This window comes from Streptomyces sp. NPDC026589 (genome assembly GCF_040638385.1).
GTDB lineage: Bacteria > Actinomycetota > Actinomycetes > Streptomycetales > Streptomycetaceae > Streptomyces.
Genome location: NZ_JBEZYG010000016.1, coordinates 142,799 through 160,446 on the forward strand (window position 1 = coordinate 142,799; position 17,648 = coordinate 160,446).

The 17,648-nt window shown below is 75.1% G+C and carries 8 protein-coding genes; all 8 read right to left on the reverse strand.

Annotation, left to right across the window (positions count from 1 at the left end; all coding sequences use genetic code 11):
- Positions 1 to 17 precede the first annotated feature (17 nt).
- The gene (locus tag AB0F29_RS26620) at positions 18 to 2,168 is read right to left on the reverse strand and encodes a hypothetical protein (RefSeq protein ID WP_361876689.1); all 2,151 of its coding nucleotides are present in this window, start codon (positions 2,166 to 2,168) and stop codon (positions 18 to 20) included.
- Positions 2,165 to 4,222 carry a hypothetical protein gene (locus AB0F29_RS26625; RefSeq protein ID WP_361876692.1) on the reverse strand — a complete coding sequence of 686 codons (2,058 nt, stop codon included), beginning with the start codon at positions 4,220 to 4,222 and terminating at the stop codon, positions 2,165 to 2,167. The genes AB0F29_RS26620 and AB0F29_RS26625 overlap by 4 nt, the downstream gene beginning before the upstream one ends.
- On the reverse strand, positions 4,216 to 6,894 hold the full coding sequence (locus AB0F29_RS26630; RefSeq protein WP_361876695.1) for a hypothetical protein: 2,679 nt from the start codon (positions 6,892 to 6,894) through the stop codon (positions 4,216 to 4,218). Before AB0F29_RS26630 ends, AB0F29_RS26625 begins: the two co-directional genes overlap by 7 nt.
- Positions 6,891 to 10,748 (reverse strand): tubulin-like doman-containing protein, encoded by a 3,858-nt coding sequence (locus AB0F29_RS26635; protein WP_361876697.1) that lies wholly within the window; start codon positions 10,746 to 10,748, stop codon positions 6,891 to 6,893. The genes AB0F29_RS26630 and AB0F29_RS26635 overlap by 4 nt, the downstream gene beginning before the upstream one ends.
- 132 nt (positions 10,749 to 10,880) lie before the next feature.
- Positions 10,881 to 13,157, reverse strand: a complete 2,277-nt coding sequence (locus AB0F29_RS26640) for a VWA domain-containing protein (RefSeq protein WP_361876700.1) — start codon at positions 13,155 to 13,157, stop codon at positions 10,881 to 10,883.
- A 152-nt stretch (positions 13,158 to 13,309) separates the two neighbouring features.
- Positions 13,310 to 13,861, reverse strand: a complete 552-nt coding sequence (locus AB0F29_RS26645) for a Pycsar system effector family protein (protein WP_361876703.1) — start codon at positions 13,859 to 13,861, stop codon at positions 13,310 to 13,312.
- Positions 13,858 to 14,907, reverse strand: a complete 1,050-nt coding sequence (locus AB0F29_RS26650) for a hypothetical protein (protein ID WP_361876706.1) — start codon at positions 14,905 to 14,907, stop codon at positions 13,858 to 13,860. The genes AB0F29_RS26645 and AB0F29_RS26650 overlap by 4 nt, the downstream gene beginning before the upstream one ends.
- The gene (locus tag AB0F29_RS26655; protein ID WP_361876709.1) at positions 14,900 to 17,647 is read right to left on the reverse strand and encodes a hypothetical protein; all 2,748 of its coding nucleotides are present in this window, start codon (positions 17,645 to 17,647) and stop codon (positions 14,900 to 14,902) included. Before AB0F29_RS26655 ends, AB0F29_RS26650 begins: the two co-directional genes overlap by 8 nt.
- Between the last annotated feature and the right edge of the window lies 1 nt (position 17,648).

Genomic DNA, 17,648 nt, shown 5'->3' on the forward strand with positions numbered 1-17,648 from the left:
GCACCACCGGACGGCGGTCAGGTGAGAACGATCAGCAGGAGGAAGCCGATGACGACCACCCCGACCCCGACGAGGGCGGCTACGAACAACTTCTCCACGCGATCCGACCGTTGGGATGTTCCGTCCTTCTCCGAGGGGGGCGGCTGAGCCGCCTTCGGCGCGGGTGTGGCCGGCCGCGCCGTCGGCATCGGCGCCACCTTCGGCGACGGTGTGGTGGACGACGCCGATGCGAACGAGGGCGGGAGGGGCACCGTCGGCCTGGTGGGGGCCGGCACAACGGCGGGCCGCACGGGTTCCTCCGTCCGTGCCGGTGCCGGTGCCGGCACGGACGCGGGGCGGTCGAGGAGGTCCCAGACGACCTGCTGCCACAGCTGCGGGGGCAGGTCGGGGGCCCGGCCGCCCGGGGGCGTGACCAGGAGGCGCCGCAGCCACTCCATACCCGTGTCGCGACCGTCCTTGAGGACGATGTTGAACAGCGGCCGGAGATCGGGGGCCCGGAGAGGATCCCGTACGAGCGGGGCGACGGCCCAGGAGAAGAGATCGGCCGCCCGCTCCCGCATCTCCGGGGCGGACGGACCGTCCGCCCCGGACCGGGCGGGCCGGAAGTACAGGTTGTGCCGCAGCACTTCGGTGCAGAGCGCGTGTGCGGTCGCTTCGTCGCGGGACCGCTGTCGCCCCTCGTCGGCCAGTTCGGCCAGGACGAGATCGCGGGAGGCCCACGGCATCCCGTCGGCGGACAGGAGGGTCAGCAGCGCGGTGTCCAGGAGGTGCCGGAGCCGGGCCGACAGCCGTGCGGACTGGGCGGTATCGGCGCGCTGGTGGACCAGCAATTCCTGGTGCAGGCGCTGGAGTTCCAGCTCGTGACGCGCCTCCCGGTCCTGGCGCGCGTAACGGTCCTCCTGCGGTTCCTGGCGTGCGTACGGGTCCTTCTCCCGGGGTTCGGTCGCGTACGGGTCTTCGCGCCGGGGTTCGGTCGCGTACGGGTCTTCGCGCCGGGGTTCGGTCGCGTACGGGTCTTCGCGCCGGGGTTCGGTCGCGTACGGGTCTTCGCGCCTCGGTTCGGTCGCGTACGGGTCTTCGCGCCTCGGTTCGGTCGCGTACCGGTCCTCGCGCCGGGGTTCGATCGCGTACCGGTCCTCCTGCCGGTCCCCGCGCCCGTGCCGGTCCTCCTCCCGTACGCGGCGGTGGCGGCCCTCCTCCTCCGGTGCCGGTGCGAGGGACGGGGCGTGCCGGGCGTCCAGCATGCGGCGCAGGGCCTCGCGCCGTTCCCTCCGGGGCAGATGGGCCCCGGAGAGGAGTTCACCGGTCAGATGGGGCACGCCCGGAGGTGCGTCGGGGCGGTCGAGCACGTACTCGACCATCTCCTTCGCCGCTGCCATCTCGACGTCCCCCTCGGCGGGCAGCCGCAGCCGGATGCGGGCCAGCGACCGGGCCCCCGTCGCCTGGGAGGACCACTCGGGCACACAGGTCAGGCGCAACGAGTGGGTGTCCACGGTGTCGAACGTGGCGTAGCTCCACTCCGTGCCGAACCAGTCGCCGAACACCGACAGCAGCCCCAGGTACAGCAGGGAGGCCTTGTTCTGGCGCGGCCAACCGGGCAGTTCGTGTTCCCTGGCGAGGAGCGAGAGCCGACGGGAGGGGTCGCGCAGCCACTCGGCGGTCACCACCATCAACGGCTTCTTCACCGTGGGGAGTTTGTCGAGCATGTCGGGCAGCCGCTCGGCCGCCGTGGCCCGCAGCCGGGCACCGTCCAGCGTCGGCAGGCCCCCGGCGGCGGTCTCCGCGACGGCGCTGTCGCTCCAGGCGGTGCCGCCCAGAGCCAGGCAGCGCAGCGGTGTCAGGGCGTCCGCGTCGCCGAACACCGCGTGGCAGGCCGTGCTGGGCCGGCCGCCCCGGTCCAGGGTGGGCCACCGCTGGAGGAGCACGGTCCCGACGGCCCGGGAGGAGACCCGGACGCTGCTCGGGCGGGACGCCGGGGCGGGGCCGGGCACCCAGAGCAGCGGGCCCAGCTCGCGGCGGAGGGACTCCGCGCGTTCGGCGGAGCAGGAGTGCGCCACCGCTGCCATCCCCGCACTGGAGCGGCCCTGGTTCCCGTCCCAGCGGAAGACCACCTGGTCGAGCCGGCCGCCCGGGCCGCTCTCCTCGCGCCGATCGAGGGCGTCGTTCACTGGGTTTCCCTTCCCACGCCGAATGATGCGGCGCCCCCGGGCGCCTCGATGATCCCGTGCATCGCCAGCAGCGACACCAGGGGTTCCAGCACCCGGCGCGGCCCCGCCCCCGCCGGGTAGCGGCCCTGGCTCTCCTGGCCCCCGGTCGCGGACGCGATGTGCAGGGTGCAGCGGCGGAACGCGTCGAAGGGACGCAGCCAGGCCTGCCCGGCGTGCTGCCGCAGCAGCGCGTAGGCGTCCCGGCTCTCCTCCCGGAACTGGTCCGGGCCGATCGCGGCGGGCGGCGGCTCGCCCAGCCAGCGGTCCACCGGCGGCTGGAACCGGAGCAGGTCGGACTTGCCGAGCACCATCGCCGCCGGGGTCTCCAGATAGGGGCCCCGGCGCGGCAGCCGGTCCAGGACCGTGCCGAACGCCGCGTCGCCGTCCCGGTCCACCTCGGTGCCCCAGCGCTCGCGTACGCCGTCGAGCTGCGGCAGCGGCAGCGCGAGCGCCGGGTCGACGACGAAGACCAGGGCGTCGATGCCGAGCAGGAAGCGCAGCGCCCCGTCGGTGCGGACGAGGTCCTCGCCGCCGAGGTCGAAGAAGGCGACCGGGCGCACCCGCCCGCGCGCGTCGGTGAGCAGCAGCGACTCGACGAACCGGGCGAAGCCGTCCAGGCCGACCCCGCTCGTGTGGTCGAGCACCTTGCCGCTGCGCAGCGGCTGCACCCGCTCACGGACGAAGCGGGCGTGCTGTTCCGGGTTGACGGACTGCCAGCCCACCCCGTACCGCTCCAGGCCGCCGTCGGTGATCTCGGCGATCATCTGGGTCAGCAGATGGCTCTTCCCGGTGCTGGACTGGCCGATCATGGCGACCGTCAGCGGGCGGCCGTGGGTGAGGTAGGGCACCGGGATGTGGTGCTCCGGGAAGTCCGGGTCGGCCGTGCACTGCTGGACCGCGCCCCGCATCACGTCCTCGCGCCGCACCGGGTTGCCGATACGGGAGAGGTCCAGCGGCCGGTACTGCATCTGGTCGTCCGTCACGAACAAGTTGTTCAGGTCGAGTTGGATGCCTTCCAGGCAGTAGGGGCAGAGCACCTCCCCGGGGGGCCGGTCCTCGGGTGTGCCGTCCGCCGGATCCTCCGGGGGAGCGGGTGTCCGCCGTTTGGCGTCCAGCGCCCGGTCGAACGCCTCCTGGTGCGGGCGGGAGCCGTCCGTCGGGGTCGAGGGCCCCAGCCGCCGCGCCTCCTCGGGGGCCAGCAGCTCCAACAGGGCCCCGGGCGTGGGGCGTCCGGCCGCCGTGGGGGCGAAAGCGCGCGGCAGCGTCCCGGCGAGCACCCGGTGCCGGTCGAGGTCGGCGGGGGCGCGGTCGGCCGGGCCGGGCCGGCCGGTCACGAGCTGGTAGAGCACCTGGGCGGCGCTCCACACCGCGTCCCGGGGGTCGGCGTGGCCCTCGCCCCGGTGCTGCTCGGGCGAGGCGAACGGGGCCCGGCCCCACGGCGTCCGGGGCCGCCCGGCGCGGGTGACGCCCTCAAGGCCCCAGAGCTGCACCGACGTACCGTCCCAGAACACCGTCGCGGGGGAGATCCCGCGCGCCACGAGACCCTGGCTGTCCAGCAGACACAGGGCCAGCGTCAGATCCCGGGCGAACACCCGCTGGTCGGACGCGGACATCACATGGGTGCGTCCGACGGGCGCCCCGCGCGGGGCGGCGTACAGCAGGAACGGCTCGGCGGTGTCCAGCTCGTAGCCGATGACGGTGGGGAACAGGTGGGCGTACGGGGTGTTCACCAGGGTCCGGTCGAGGCGCAGGGCGGTGCCCGCCTCGGTGTCCAGCAGGGTGCGGGCCGCCGGGTTGGCGGCGTCGGCCGTCGACAGGAACACCTGGACGCACTGCTGTCCCCGGTCGTCGAGCAGCCCGTTGCGGATGCGCTGGGGCAGCGCCGGATCCCGCCGCGAGGCCGGGCCGAAGCGGGCCGGGGCGGTGCGTCGCCGCCCGGTGGGGTCGGTGAGGACCAGGTGGGGGCGCGGGGCCCCCGGCGCCCCGGCCCGGCCCGGCGGGGTGGTGGTCACCACCGGTCGTCCTCCCTGAACTCGGCGTGGACGGAGGGCTCGGCGTGGTCGGCGGGGTCAGCGTCGGTGCGGGCGCTGCCGCCGGTGCTCTGCCGGGGCAGGACCGTGTCGACGACGCCCATCCGCAGCGGGGTGAGCCGGATCAGCCCCGCGTACCGCCCGGAGGAGGTCCACAGCGCCTCCTCGGCCGGCGGCGAACCGCTCTTTCGCCAGGCGGCCTCGATCTCGCCCTGGAGGGTGGCCGGGGCGAAGCGGATCCACAGGGCGGCCTCCGGGTCGCGGCTGAGGAGGGCCCCCTGTTCGGGCGAGGACAGCTGGACGACGGCTCCCCGGTCCGTCTCCCGGCCCATCAGCTCGGCGACCCGCAGCGAATCGGTGCCCAGCAGCCCCGCGGCCGTGGTGCGGGCGCGGTGGTCGGCCGGGTACGGCGGCGGGGCAAGTACCCCGTAGCGCCACAGGTGGTGGCGGGCGGCGGACAGCAGTTCACGGACCCTTTCCTCGGTCCGCGCGAGCGCGAGTGCCCCTGCCTGTCCGCGTTCGACCGCCCCCCAGTAGGGGGCCATGGCGGCCATCGCGGTGTTGCGGAGGTCCCCGGCGAGGGTGGCGACCAGCTCCGGCCCGCCCTCACCGATCTCCCGCTCCAGCCAGCGCGGTGCGCGGTCGCCCTCGCCGCTCGCCCACGGGGCGTCGTCAGAGCCGGCCGGATACGCGGCCGGGGAAGGCGTGCCGTACGGTCCGGGGTCCCCGCCGTGCCGGTCGCCGTACGGGCTGCTCTCCCGGTCGCCGGCTCGGTCGGCCTCCGGATCGCCGTGCCGGTCCGGGGTGTTGTCCCAGGCGTAGGCGGCGGCCCAGTCGCCGTCGTCCGCGCCCCCGTCGCCGGCGTCGGACTCCGGGGTCTCCAGCGCGGAGGGCGCGGAGAGCCAGTCGTCGTCCTCGTAGGGGTCGGTGCCACCCGCCCCGGCCGGGGCGGGTGGTTCCGGTGCGGCCTGGGCGTCGGCGGCGGCAGCGGTCGCCCGCAGCATCCCGGCGACCGAACGCGCGGCGTCCGCGCAGTACAGCCGCTCCTCCGCCGCCCAGTGCTCGCGCACCAGCTCCGCCAGCAGGGTGTCGAGCCCGTCCAGCGCGGTGCGCAGCGCCGTCGTGCCGCGCCCGGCCGCCCAGGAGTCGGCGGCGTCCCGCCAGAGCCTGCGGACCGCCTCGGCGGTGAGACCGAGACCGACCAGCAGCCCGGTCCCGCCGAGCCAGAGCGGCGGGTCGGCGGCGTACGCGACCGCCGCCCCGGCCACCGCGCCGGCGACGGCGGCGAGCCGGGGGCCCATCGGCCACCGGGCGGCGCGCCGGCCCGTGCGCAGCCGGTTCGCGCCCAGCAGCGCGACGACCACGAACAGCACCGGCACCACCAGCGCCGCCAGGACGGCGGGCCACTGCCACAGGCCGCCCAGCAGCCCCGCCGCGCCCGCCATGAGCAGCACCGCGCCCGGGGTGCGGGGCGGCGCGGCGTACTCGGTGGCGGAGCCGCGGGTCACCGACTCCTCGGAGTGGTCGGCGAGCCGGTGCAGCAGGGCGGTGCCCGGCACCGGCTCGACCCGCCCGGCCAGCTCGGTGAAGTGCTGGGCCACCGACCGCAGCGCGAGCCCGCGGCCGAGGAGCGTGCCCGCCAGTTCGCGGAGCCCCTCGCCGACGCGTTCCCCCGCACTGTCGGCCGCCGGCACCCGCAGTCCGAGCGCCCCGAGCCGGGCGGCGGCCTCCGCGGTGGGCGCCGCCGCTCCGCCGCCGCCCTGGAGGGCCCGTTCCACCAGGGCGCGGAACCCGCCCAGATCCTCGCGGGCCTGGTGGAGATCCGCCTCCAGGGCATCGCGCCGGGCCGGGTGCAGCAGGCCGGGGAAGGACCGCAGTGCGACGAGGTCCTCATCGGCGCGGCCCAGGGACTCCGCGCACGTGCGGTGCGCGAGGTTCGCCCGGCCGTCCGGCCGCCGGTGCCCGTGGCCCCGGCCGTCCCGGCCCGTCACGAGTGCGCGCAGCGGTTCGGGCAGCTGGGAGTCCGGGACGATGTCGACCAGGTCGCCGGCCCCGCTGTCCTCACCCGCGAACCGGGTCAGCGCGTCCCGCCAGGCCCGGTCCCTGACCTCCGTCGGGAGGTCCTGCTCCAGCAGCCGTACCCCGGGGGTGGCGACGGAGTCGGGCAGCTTCCGCAGCCCCTCCAGGACCCGGACGAAGACGTCCGGGACCGACAGGAGGTCCACCAGGACGGCCAGCGCCGCGGGGTCGTCCGGCTCCACCCGGTCCAGGGCGGTACGGGCCGAACGCAGATCACCGGCCCACACCAGGCCGGTCGTGGCGGCCCGCAGGGTCGTGGGCCGCACCAGCAGGCGGTCGGGGAGGTACGCCTCCTCCCCGCCGGCGTACGAACCGGGGGAGCTGCCCACCAGCAGCACCAGGATCCGGGTCTCGCCCACCGCCCGGTAGCCGGAGAGCAGTTCGTACTGGAGCTGGTGGTCGGTCAGTCCGGCAGGGGTGTCCGTGACCAGGAACAACGGGTAGTCCGGTTCCGGCAGTCCGGCCTGGCCCAGCTGCTCGGCCACCCGGTCGCGCACGGCCTGCGGGGTCGCCAGGGCCGCGGCCCCGGCGCGCAGGTCGAGACGGACCACGGCGGTGGTGTCCTCGGGAGTGGTCACTGCGGGCCCCCGTTCCGGCGCCCGGCGTCGCCCTCGTCGTCCGTGCCCCAGCCGTCGTCGTCCCAGCCGCCCGCGGCCGGACGGCGGGCCGGCGGCCTGTCCTGTTCGCCGAACCCGTCGGCGGCGCCGTCATCTCTGCCGTCGATGCCGCCCCTGGCACCGTCACGCCCTCCACCGATGTCCCTGCCACCGACGTCCCGGGGGTCGGCGGGCCCGCCCCCGCCGAACCGGTCGTCGCCGGGCCGGGAATCGGGGTACCGGTCGTCGCCCGGCCGGGAGCCGGTGTACCGGTCGTCGTCGAACCGGGCGTCGCCGGGGGAGTCGGTGAACCGGGCGTCACCCGCCCGCGACTCCGGGTACGAGTCGCCGAACCGGGCGTCGCGGGGCCGCTCCTCCGCGAACCGCTCGTCCCGGCGTCCTTCGCCCCGGGGCGGCCGGTCCTCGCGCGAGGCGTCCGGCCCGTACCGCTCCTCCCCGTACCGGGCGCCTGTGTGCCGGGTGTCCGTGTGCCGGGCATCCGAGTGCCGGTCCGCGCCGGCGTACCGCTCCTCCGCGTCGTGCGGGGCCGCAAGGGGAGCCGAGCGCGGACCGGGCAGGGTGTCGTCGCCGAGCCGTTCGTCGGTGCTCGGGGCCGAGGTGCCCCAGTCCTCGTCGTCCTCCACGACGCGCCGGCGCTCCGGCGCGGGCCGGGCGGGGGGCGTCTTCGGGACGCCGCCGCGTGCGTACTCCAGCAGCGTGCGCAACGTGGGCTGGATCGCCTTCTTGTCGCCGAACTCCATGTCCAGGGCCGCGGGCAGGGTCTCCGCCCAGAACTCCCACAGCGGCCGGATCCAGCCGTCCACGCGCCGGCCGCCGAGTTCCCGGCGCTCCTCCAGGAGCTCCAGCTGGCGCGGGGCGATGCGCTCGACGAGCTCGACGAACATCGGGTGCGGTTCGGTGCCCGCCCGCCCGACCCCGAGGGGCTGGGCGCTCATCAGCTTGCGGCAGTAGTCCTCCACGGTCCGCTCGTCGTCCAGCACCGTCCAGCGTTCGTAGGAGCGCAGCAGCTCCGACCAGCTGGAGATACCGCCGGGGAAGTCCCCGAGCCGCAGCCGTACGCCCGGGACGCTCGCCCCCTTCTCCGGGAACAGCCGCAGCCGCACCCGGGAGGGCGAGGCGGTGTCGCCGTCCAGGACGTCGACCTGGCCGTTCCACATGCAGCACAGCAGGCGGTGCAGGATCGTGCGCCGGTCCTCCTCGCTGCTGACCATCCAGTCGTCCTCGAACCCGAGGCGCTGCCGCCAGCGCAGCACGTCGTGGGCCTGCTCGTCGTCCTTGGCCCTGGCCCACTGGCGCAGCACCTTGCGGGCCTCGGGCACCTGGGTGAGGCTCATCTCGCTGCGGAAGAGGACCACGGTGATCGAGTCGCTCTCCACGCCCCGGTACTCGACGGAGTTCTTCGCGTCGGACGGCAGCCGCAGCGCCTTGGAGAGGTACTCCTGCACCTCCTCCGCCGCCTGGACCCGCGGATGGGTGACCAGGACCCGCAGCGGCCCGGTGCCCTCCGGGGTGAAACCGACCGGCAGCAGACCGGTGAGCTTGCGGCTGAACAGGTCGAGCGCTTCCTTGCTGACCTGCTCGGTGGCGTCCGCGTCACCGGCGGCGGCCGCCAGCAGCGTGCTCATCGAGGGCAGCAGGGGCCGCTCCTCCAACTGCGCGCCGCTCTCGGCGAAGAGCCGGGTGATCCGCCCCTCCAGCCGCGCCTTGACGGCCCCGACCGCCCCGTCGGGGTTGCGGTGGCTCCGGGCGTGCACCTCCCGCCAGGTGTCCCCGTCGACGAGCCGCAGCAGCAGCGACGCCTCGTCGTCGCTCTCGCGGAGGCCCTCGCCGCGGACGAGCCGGGCCACGACGTCCTCGTAGAAGTGGTTGAGGCTGCGCTGCGGCGGCAGGAGGTAGGAGATGCCGGTGCGCTCCGCGTACAGCTCCAGGCCCTTCTGCTGGGCGGACTTGGGCTCCTGGTCGGCGTGTTTGCGGAAGGCGTTCACCAGCCGCGCCAGGTCGGTGCCCGCCGTGTCCGCCTGCGACTGCCAGCGCTGCTGCTGCTCCCGCCAGGCCTCGTGCCACACGGCCCGGCTGCGCCAGCGGTACCAGCTGTCCTGGGCCTGGAGGACGACCCGTACGTCGTCGTCGCCCCACCGGGCCGGGGACATCCCGGCGATGCGGCCCTTGATCCGGGGGGTCTTCGGCGGCTGGTCGGTGACGCCCGGGGGCCGCTTCGGGGAGCGGGAGCGGGCGGTGAGCATGCCGAGGAACCCGAGCCGGGTGATCTCGTCCTCGCTGTCCGGGACCCCCCGGACGAGACGTTCGGCGAGGAACGGGTCGACGCTCTGGAGGAGTTTCTCGATCGCCGGGCGCGGGCTGAACCGGGCGGCCATCGCGGCGGCCTGCCGGTCGGCGACGGACTGGAGCTCGGACAGCTGGCGCTGCATGTCCCCGATCCGGTTGTTGAGCGCCTCCTCGATCGCCTTGCCGCCGCGCGGCAACGGCTGCGGGTCCTCGACGGGCAACTGCTTGCGCTCCCACAGCTCTTCGAGCTGGGAGTCCGCGAACAGCTGCCGGACCAGCGGCACGGTGTCGTCCTTCACCGGGTTGCGCGGCCGCTCCACCAGTTCGGTGACCGCGACCCGCAGCAGCCGCCCGGCCACCAGGTCGGCCAGCTGGTCCATGGGGGCGGTCATCGAGGCGACCAGGCTGGTGGACACCCCCTGGCGGCCGATGCCGGTGGGGGACGGGGCGCTGCGCTGCACACCCCGGTTGATGAAGCTCGCGGCGAAGGTCTGGAAGTCGTCGTCGCCGGCCATCGACCGGCCCTGGGCCCGGCTGTCGCCCAGTTCGGTGCCGATCAGCGACATGACCAGCGAGACGATGGAGCGGCGCAGGTCGTCCTGGCGGATGCCCGCGGTCGGGCTGAAGAGGAACGCGGTCGGCAGGATCCCGGTGCGCAGCCGGACCGGGGTGATGCCCGGGTAGCGGATGCCGAGGCCGGTCTCCTGGTCGAGGTCGCCGATCTCCGCCCCGGCGGTCGGCGCGTTCTGCCCGTCGACCAGCCGGAACAGGTCGACGAGTGAGCGGGCGGCGTTCAGCTCCGCCTCGCGTCCGCCGCCGGTGGAGGCGGGGAACGAGGACGGCATGACGACCAGCGGGTAGATCTTCACCCCGTTGAAGCGGCGCATCTTGAACGCCTGGTTGATCAGGTGCAGATAGTCCAGGAAGATCCCGGCCCCGGTGCCGCCGGCGACGGAGAACGCGACGAACACGTCGCAGCCGGTGACCCGGCCGCCGCCCAGCTCGCTCAGCTCGCCCGCCGACTTGGCGATGGCGTCGATGGCCTGGAGGAGGGGTTCCAGGACCGGCTGGAGGGAGTGCCGCAGCGTGGCGAAGAGCGCGGCGCGGCCCACCGTGGGGAGCTGGCCCGCGCCGTTGTGCAGCGGGGTGACGCGCGGTTCGCCGTCGCGCGGGGGCAGCCAGCCCGCGACCTCGTCGCGCAGGCTGGCCCGCAGCATCTGCGTCACCTCCGGCGAACTGTCGAAGTTCGGCAGAAGGTTGTGGGTGGCCCGTGAGGTGCGGGCGTACGCCGCGCGCAGCGAGGAGTCCACATTGAACTGGGGCAGCCGCTGGAGGTCGGACTCGCTGAAGTCCGCGTACACGAACTGCAGGCAGTCGGGCAGTTGGTAGGGGGCGAGGCCGCCGATGTGCTGGAGGGCGGTGCCGTCGGGGCCGCACAGGTCCACGCGCAGCTTGCGCTCCAGCTCGGCGCCGACGAGGCCGCCGGTGCCGCCCAGGCCGACGAAGAGCATCGGCTGGAAGATCTTCATGGGTTCCTCCCGCTTCCGGCCGGGGTGGGGCCGGTTCGTCCATGGGCGTCACCGCACGGCCGCGAGAGTCGCGGCCGTGCGGTGACGCCGGGTCCTGCGGCGCCGCCCGCCGGGTGGCGGGCGGCGCGCGCCTCACAGGTAGTCGTCGCTCCCACCGGTCGTGGGCACCGGGTCGGGCCGCCCGGGGGCCGTGGTGTGTACGGAGTCCTCGCCGAGGGCGAGGCTCAGCCGGTCGGTGAGATCGACCCGCCCGGTCGCCGTGAGCCGCTCCCGGGTGCGGCCGCCGTTCCTGCGGAGCACCGCGCCGCCCTCGGGGCTGCGCTGCACGGCGTACCGGCCGTTGGTGCGCCGTTCGATGCGCGGGTTGCTGTGCGCCTCGGCGATGTCGAACGCGTACCACTGCTTCTGGCCGTGTCCGGCGGTGTGGACGCCGAGCACGTCACCGTTCTCGGAGAGCAGGTGGAGCGTCAGCCCGTGCGGGTCGCGGCGGCCCCGCCGCTGCCGGAGCCAGGCCAGCGCCGCCAGGACGCCGACGACGACCAGCGCGACGGCGCCGACCAGCACCCACCAGTACCGGTCCAGCAGGCTGGGTTCGGGGGTGACCTGGACGGACAGCGGGGTGCGCACCAGGGTGCGGTCGCCGTCGGTGGCGTCCTGGACGGTGACGGTGCCGCCGATGCCGAGGGGGCCGTCGTCGAGCCGCCCGTCGAAGGACTTCTCCGGGCCGATCCCGAGCCTGATCTCATGGGTGGAGGACGCGCCGGGCTTCACCACGATCTCGGCGGGGCTCACGGTGAGGAGCCCGGCCCGGACGTCCGCGAGGGACAGCTTCAGGGTGTGCGGGGCGTCCGTGGTGTTGGTGACGGAGAGGTTCGCGGTGACCGTGTCGCCGGGGTGGCCGTCGCCGCGGACCGGGCCGAGCGCCGTGGTGACGGGCAGGGCCCCGGGGGCGACCTGGCCGCCCTCGCTGCGGGTGTCGGCGCTGAGCCCGGAGGCGGTGAGGGTGCCGCTGACCTTCAGGGCGCCGTCGGCGCTCTTCGGGACGGTGACCGTACCGCTGAAGGAGCCGTCGCTCCCGGTGGGGTCCGGCCCCTTGCCGTCGTCGGTGAGCCGCAGCGGCAGCGGGGCGAAGCCGTCGCCGGTGAGCCGGCTGCTGACCTTCAGCCCGGCGTAGTCGGCCGGGTCCTTGATCTCGTAGCCCTCGCGGGTCTGGAGCCGCATGGTGACGGTCGCCTTCTCCCCGGCCTGCGGGGACGGCGGGTCCATCGTGATGGAGCCGCGCAGCTCCCCCTGCCACAGGACGCTGACGCCGACGGGCAGCGAACGGTGGCCCTCGGGGGCCTTCACGTCGACCTTCCACCGGCCGGGCACCGGGTCGACGATCTTCAGCGCCTCCACGGTGCCGCCGCCGCCCGCGAGTTCGAAGGTGGAGTCCTTGAACTTCCCGGCGGTCGGCACCTTGTTGCCGAGCGGGTCGGTGTAGGTGACGGTCACCTCGGGGGAGCCCTTGTCGACGACGATGCTGCCCACGGTCGCCAGCGGCGAGATGGTGATGGGCAGGGTGGCGGGCGGGCGTTTGCTCGGACCTGACGCGTAGCGCAGGCAGTGCGCTGCGGCGAAGATCTTCTCCAGCGCCCGCCCGACGTCCTTGGCCCCGGAGACCTGGCGGGCGGTGGGGCGGGCGGACGGCAGGTCGACGCAGCCCTTCTGGAAGCCGCTGGCGGCGATCGTGTCGAGCTGCTCCTTGTCCGGGTCGGGACCGAAGCCGAGCGGCCAGATCTGTACGTTCTTGGCGGCGGCGTTCTTCAGCTCCAGCTCCAGCTGCCGCTTCCCCTCGGCCTCGCGGTGCGCCGGGTCGCCGTACTGGGGACTGCCGGTGACGTCCATCTCCCCGTCGGTGAGCAGGAACAGCACCCGGGGGACCGACGGGTCGGTGCCCGAGCTCAGTTCGTGTACGCCCTGGCGGATCGCGCTCGGGAAGTCCGTCCCGGTGCCCTCGCTCTTCTTGCGGCCGCGCAGCTTCTCCACGCAGCCGCCGACCGACTCCCGTCCCGCCGCGTCCAGTCGGGTACGGGGGCACACGGGGTCCACCGCCCGCTGGTCGGCGGACTCGGCGGCGGCGAAGCCGAACACGCTGATGTGGGAGGTCGCCGAGACGTCGCCGAGCGCGATCCGGGCGGCAGCCGCCTTCTCCGCCTTGATGTCCGCGGGCGCGAGGCTCGCGGACTGGTCGACGGCCACCGCGTAGTTGACGGAGGCGAAGGCGGGCGCGGTGGCCGCGGCGGGCTCCGGATCGGCGGCGGCCGGTGCCGTCAGGGAGGTGAGCAGGGCCGCACCGGCCAGGACGGCCAGCGCCGTCCGCCCGGTCCGGCCGGTGCCGGCCGGGCCTCTTCTTCGGTCATTTCGCACGGCCGTCCCCTTTTACTGTCGTTGCCGTGTCTGCGTGGTGTCTGCGTGGTGTCGGTGTCGCTGTCGGTTTCGGTGTCGCGAAGCGCTTGTCCGGCTGCTCCGCGCGGCCGTCGGTGGTGTGCCCCTGGACGCGGCACACCCGTGCGGGGCGGTCAGCGTCCGGCCAGGCTCCAGGCGAGAGCCAGCGCGGCCGCCGGGGCGAGCGTGGCGACCGCCCAGCGGATCGCCCGGTACTTGGCGGACAGGATGGCGCTGACGTCCACGGCCTGGACGAGCAGCCAGCCGACCGGGTCGCGGCCGGCCTCGTTGACGCGGGCGGTCAGCACGTCGTAGTCGAACGGGGCCAGCAGGTCCCCGAAGTAGGTCACCCCCTCCTGGTCGCGGACCGTGCCCGTACGTGGCAGGAGCGCGCGGACCAGGGCGGCCACCGCGACCACCCACAGCACGCCCGCGGCCACCAGCGCGAGGTCGCCGGGGCCCCGCCAGTCGGGCGAGCCGTGCCGCCCGATGAGGAAGGCGGGCAGGGCCAGCGCCCCCGAGAGCAGCACGGCCGCCTTGGAGTCGGCCCTGCCGAGGTCCTCCCGGACGGTGACCAGAAGTCGTTCCGCGATGCGTTCCCCCGCCCTGTCCGGCCCGTGCTGACCCCCGTCCGGCACCGGCGCGGTCGGGGCGGGGGAAGTCCGTGTGGTTCCGTCGGCGCTCATCCGTCGCCCTCCACCCAGCCCCAGCCGTCGTCGCGGTTGCGGTCACGCGGCGCGGGCGGTTCCGGTTCGGCGTCCCGGACGGGCGGGCGGGGCTGCCGCACGGGAGGCTCGTCCGCCACCCAGTCGGGGATGAACGGCTCCTCGCGGGCGGGCGTCAGCTCCCGAGGGGGCCGATGGGCGGGCCGGGTGCCGATGGGGCCCTGGATGCCGAGGCGCTGCTTGTTGAGGTAGGAGAGCGCCTGGGTCTCGATCTCGGTGGACTGGATCTGGCCGTCGGCGACCATGGCGAAGAGCCGGTCGACCCACTCCTTCTCGTCCTGCCGGCCCTCCTGGCGGATCTTCTCCAGGAAGCTGTTGGCCGCCTGGGGGTCTGCTGCCAGCATGTGGCTGAGCTGCTCCAGCTCACCGCCGCGCAGCATCCTGAGGTAGTTCTGCTGCCGCATCCCCGCCAGCTCGTCGGCGCTCCGCTGGCTGCGGACGCTGTCCTCGTGGCCGATCGTCCGGTCGTCGACCCGCAGCCGTACGTACAGACGCACCCGCAGCCCGAGGTCGGTGCCGAGGTCGTTCCACCGGCCGGAGACGCACGAGTCGGTGATGGCGGTGTTGGCCTGCTCCGCACGGTGCACCGGGAACTGTGCGGAGATCTCCCGCAGCCGCTCCAGGGTCGGCGCGGTGAGCCGCTGGGCGATGTCGGTGACCACCTGCACCGCCACCAGGTGCGGGTCCTCGACGGTCCAGTGGATGTCCACCTCCGCCTTGAAGAACGTCGCGCCGCCGGACGCGGGCAGCTCCATCCGCAGGGTGGTGACGAAGGTGCCGGTGGCGATCTCGCAGATGGTGTGCGGCCTCGCCAGCGGCGGCTTGTCGTAGTGCTCGATGCCGGAGACACCGGCAACGCTGTAGCCCCGCCGGTAGAACAGCACCGACGTGGTGCGGGCGCCGCGCTGCCGGAAGGCGCCCGTCGGCGTGTACTCCCGCAGGAACGGGCCCGCCGGCCGCGAGGGGTCCACCGCCCCGTTCTCCGCCGCGCCGTTCTCCTCAGCCATGACTCTCCTCCTCTTCGGACCGCCGCTGCCGCGCGGGCACGGCGAGCCTCCACAGGGCGCGCGCCCGTTCCTCGGTGAGCGGACGGTCCTGATCCCTCATCATTCGGCGCAGCAGCCAGTCCAGCCGCCGCCGGTCCTGCTCCTCGGCGGTCAGGGCGGGCAGCAGCGCGGCCAGCCCCTCCCGCGTCCATTCGCGGCCGTCCTTGCGCGAGGCGGAGCGCAACAGGGTCTCCAGGGCGTCGAGCGCGACGTCCCGGGACCGCGCGGTGTTGATGGCCGTCCAGAACAGGTCGGCCAGCTTCCCGGTCAGTTCGGGCCGGGTCGCGGCCAGCGCGAGCAGCAGCGGCCAGTCGCCCCGGTCGCCCAGCGGGGTGCCGGGCTCGTCGTCGAGGACCTCGTCCACATCGGTCAGCGCCAGCCGGACGATGCTCACCAGCGCGAGGTCCTGGTACTCCTCGCCGCGGTGCCCGGTCCAGTCGGCCAGCCGCCGCAGCACGGTGGCGCACTCCGGGAGCGTCAGCAGCCGGACCACGTTCAGCGAGGCCACGGCCAGCTGCTCTCCGTCGTCGCGGACCCCGATCCCGGCCAGTGCGTCCAGGGTGTCGTCCATCGAGTCGGCCGACCGGCCGTAGCCCAGCGCCATGGCCGCCGTCCAGCGCAGGGCCGGTGTGCCGTGCCGCGACCAGTTGTCGACCACCTTGCGCACCGCGCGGCGGTGCGAGGCGTGGCCGGCGGCCTGGTCCAGCGCGGTGGCGGCGAAGACCCTGCGGCGGGGCGTGGGCGCTTCGGCGAGCGGCCGGATCAGCTCCGCGTACCCGTGCTCGAAGTCGCGTACGGACAGCTCCCCGGCGGCCACCGCGGCGCGCATCGACACCTGGGGCCGGGGGTCGTCGGCGAGCAGCCGCAGCCAGCGGACGACCGGGGCGCGGACGGGAAAGTGCCGGTCCCAGACCTCGGCCAGCACGGCGGCGGGCAGCGCGGACCCCCGGTAGAAGATCAGCCGCCCTGTCACCTCGGCGCCCGCCACGTCGACGGCCCCGTCGGCGGGCCGGGCGCGCGAGAGCGCCAGGTCGGATTCCGGGTCGTCGCAGAACAGGGGGCGGGCCGGAGTGCTGTCCGGATCGCTCTGTACGGACAGTTCCCAGGTCAGCAGGTGGGCGGCGGCGGACACCGCGCTGTGCGACGCGCCACCGAGGACCGCGAGCGCGATCCGGAACGCCACCGGGTGGAACAGGGCGGCGGTTCCGGAGCGCACGGGCGTCCGGCCGTCGCCGGGCGCCGGGGCGGCCAGGGCCCGGTCCACCCCGGCGAACCACTCGTACGCCTGGACGGCCGCGAGGCCGCGACAGCCGGACAGCAGCTCCGCACGGCCGACGGAGCCCAGGAGGTGCCCGGCCAGCAGCGAGGCGAACAGCTCGGCCTCGGCGGGCCGCAGGTCGTCGAGGCCCACCGCCTCGGTGACCTCGGGGTCCTCGCGGAGCTCCGCAGCACGCTCCAACAGCAGGGAGAGCGAACCGTCCCGTTCGGGGCGGCGGTCCCGGTCCGGGCTGCCGTCCCGGTTCCGGTTCCGGTCGGGGCTGCGGTCCCGGGTGCCGTCCCGGTCCGGGTCGGCGTGCCGGTTCGTACTGCTGTCCCGGTCCGGGTGCGGGTCGGCGTGCCCGTTCGTACCGCTGTGCCCGTCCCGGTCCCGGGTGCCGGGCAGGTCCGGGTCGGCGTGCCCGCCCCCGTTCAGGCCCCCGTTCCGGGCGCCGCCCCCGCCCCGTGCCGGGTCGCCGTGTTCCTCCTCCAGCCGCTGGCGCAGCCGGACGGCGACCAGTTCGTGGGTGGGGGCGGGCGGGCAGATCGCCCCGTACCGCCCGGCCAGCAGCGGGTTGGCCGCCGAGCCGACGCTTACCACGACCACCGCGTACGAGCCCTGCTCGGCCAGCGCCGAGGCCAGCTGGTCCAGGTCCATCCCGTCGGGGGGCAGGGTGCCCGGCCGGTCCAGGGACGCCTCCAGCAGATACCCGGTGCCGCGCAGGTGGCCGCCCTCCCCGCCCGCCACCTGTGCGGCCAGCCCGCGAACTCCGCGCTCCGGGTCGGCGCGGCGCACCCGCTCGCTGTTCTGCCCGCCCCCGCCGTCGCGGGTGACCTCCTCCAGGAGCGCCAGCGCGGTGCTGGCCCGGCCGGTGCCGGGGGCCCCGCCGAGCACCAGCACCCGACGGGCTTCCAGCGCCCGGCGCAGCCGTACGTACCCCTCCGGCTCGATGTGGGTCCGGCGAATGCGCAGCAACTCCTCCTCGGGGACCGGCCCGTCGCGCGTCATGAGGCCCGAACGCCGGGCGTCGAGACCGATGTTGATGTCGCCGATGTGGAGCCGGCCGACGTCGGAGCGGTCGAAGCCGATGAGGTCCCGGCCGCTGGCGAGGAGCTTCTGTCCGGACCGCCGGGCGCGCGTGGCGGCGGCGGCGTCGGTCGGCTCCTCCTCCCCCTGCTCCTCGGCGAGCGGGTCGCGGGTCCGGTCCTTGAAGCGGTCCGCGGCGCGTTCGCGCTCCTTCTCCCGCTCGGCGGCCTCGTCGTCGGCGGATTCGGACGAGCCGGAGGCGTCGGGGGAACCGGGCGCGTCCGCGCCGCCCGGGGCGCCCCCGGCCCGGTCGTCCCCCCGCGCCCCACCGCGCGGCGGGGCCTCGGGCGAGCGGGCGTCCTTCGCCTTCGGGGCGGCGGGCTCGGCGGGGCGCTCGGCCACTGCTTCGTCGGCCATG

Bases quoted from the DNA above. Each gene is read 5' to 3' on its own strand.
- AB0F29_RS26635 (WP_361876697.1), bottom strand. From the start codon at position 10,748: ATGAAGATCTTCCAGCCGATGCTCTTCGTCGGCCTGGGCGGCACCGGC.
- AB0F29_RS26645 (WP_361876703.1), bottom strand. From the start codon at position 13,861: ATGAGCGCCGACGGAACCACACGGACTTCCCCCGCCCCGACCGCGCCG.
- AB0F29_RS26650 (WP_361876706.1), bottom strand. From the start codon at position 14,907: ATGGCTGAGGAGAACGGCGCGGCGGAGAACGGGGCGGTGGACCCCTCG.
- AB0F29_RS26655 (WP_361876709.1), bottom strand. From the start codon at position 17,647: ATGGCCGACGAAGCAGTGGCCGAGCGCCCCGCCGAGCCCGCCGCCCCG.